Raw genomic sequence first — 1,158 nt, forward strand, 5'->3', positions numbered from 1 at the left:
ACCATTAGACATCTCCAGGAATTGCTAAGCAAGTCCATAACTAGGTTTGAGATGTTTGCGATAGTTAACAAATGCTTGATTTTTAAACGAAAAAATGAGGATTGCCAGTATTTATTGACACTAATTTACCCCAAAAAATACTAAGTAAATATCTAAATTATAATTACAGTTTTTGACAAAAATAACTAGATAATTAAAGCCCCTATTCTCAGTCTTACTAATCCGCAAACTGTCAAAATTACTTTTTGGTAATTTTGGCTGTTTAGACGAAATCTATCGGAAGCAACTCTAAAAATTTTGATGACCCTAATCAGATGTTCCACAAAGATTCGTTCGCGAGATTTTTTCTTATTATCTTCTTTGATTTCTGGCGGCATTTCTTTATTTCTTGGTTTCTTTTTTGGGGTTTTTATTCGGTCTTCTCCATAGTAAGCTTTATCTCCACTATACTTTTGAGTTTCGTCTAATTTTTTTGACTGTTGTCGCCATAAATTAATATCACTATGAGGTCCTGGATGTCCTACGGTAACATCAACTATTTCTTGACCATTTGGAGTCGTAATAACTTGATTTTTAAAAGTGTGCCTTTTCTTTTTACAGGAGTAATACTTTTTTTGTTTTTCGGAAGACGAAGGTCTTTCTCTATCTTGTTCGCAGCTATCTACAATTAATTCGAATTCTGTTAAAATTTCCTTGACCCATTTCTCGTCACTTGGATTTTTTTTTACTTGTTCTAGCAAGCTACTAGGTAAGATATCACTCAAAATATTGAGCCAATAATGAAAAACATTGTTAGCTGTAGATTCGCAGACATTGAAATGAATTCCTAAAATTTCAAAGGTAGGATGATTGTGTAAATAATACAAGGTAAGAATGATTTGTTCCTCTGTATTTAAAAGGCTTTTTCTTCCACCACCAGCTTTGATTAATCTCCGTTCTGATTTAGCCAGTTCTGATTTTTTTGTCTGGTGGTATTCCTGACCTTTATTAATGAGTTGTTCGAGTTGTTTATAACTTAATCCTATCAATCTCTTTGTTGACCTTGGATTACGTTTAATATAGCTGACAATTGGAATCATTTTAAAAAAAATATTGTAATTAACTTTCATTATAACATAAAGCAAATATAGTTTTTTTATTTTTTGGAGATGTCTATTG

Annotated in this window: 1 protein-coding gene; it reads right to left on the reverse strand. The window is 31.4% G+C overall.

Annotated features, from left to right (window positions below):
• Positions 1-185 precede the first annotated feature (185 nt).
• A partial coding sequence (locus F6J99_RS45215; RefSeq protein ID WP_365975545.1) for a transposase family protein occupies positions 186-1,158 on the reverse strand: 973 nt, incomplete at its 5' end.

It is taken from the genome of Moorena sp. SIO4G3, from assembly GCF_010692305.1.
GTDB lineage: Bacteria > Cyanobacteriota > Cyanobacteriia > Cyanobacteriales > Coleofasciculaceae > Moorena > Moorena producens_A.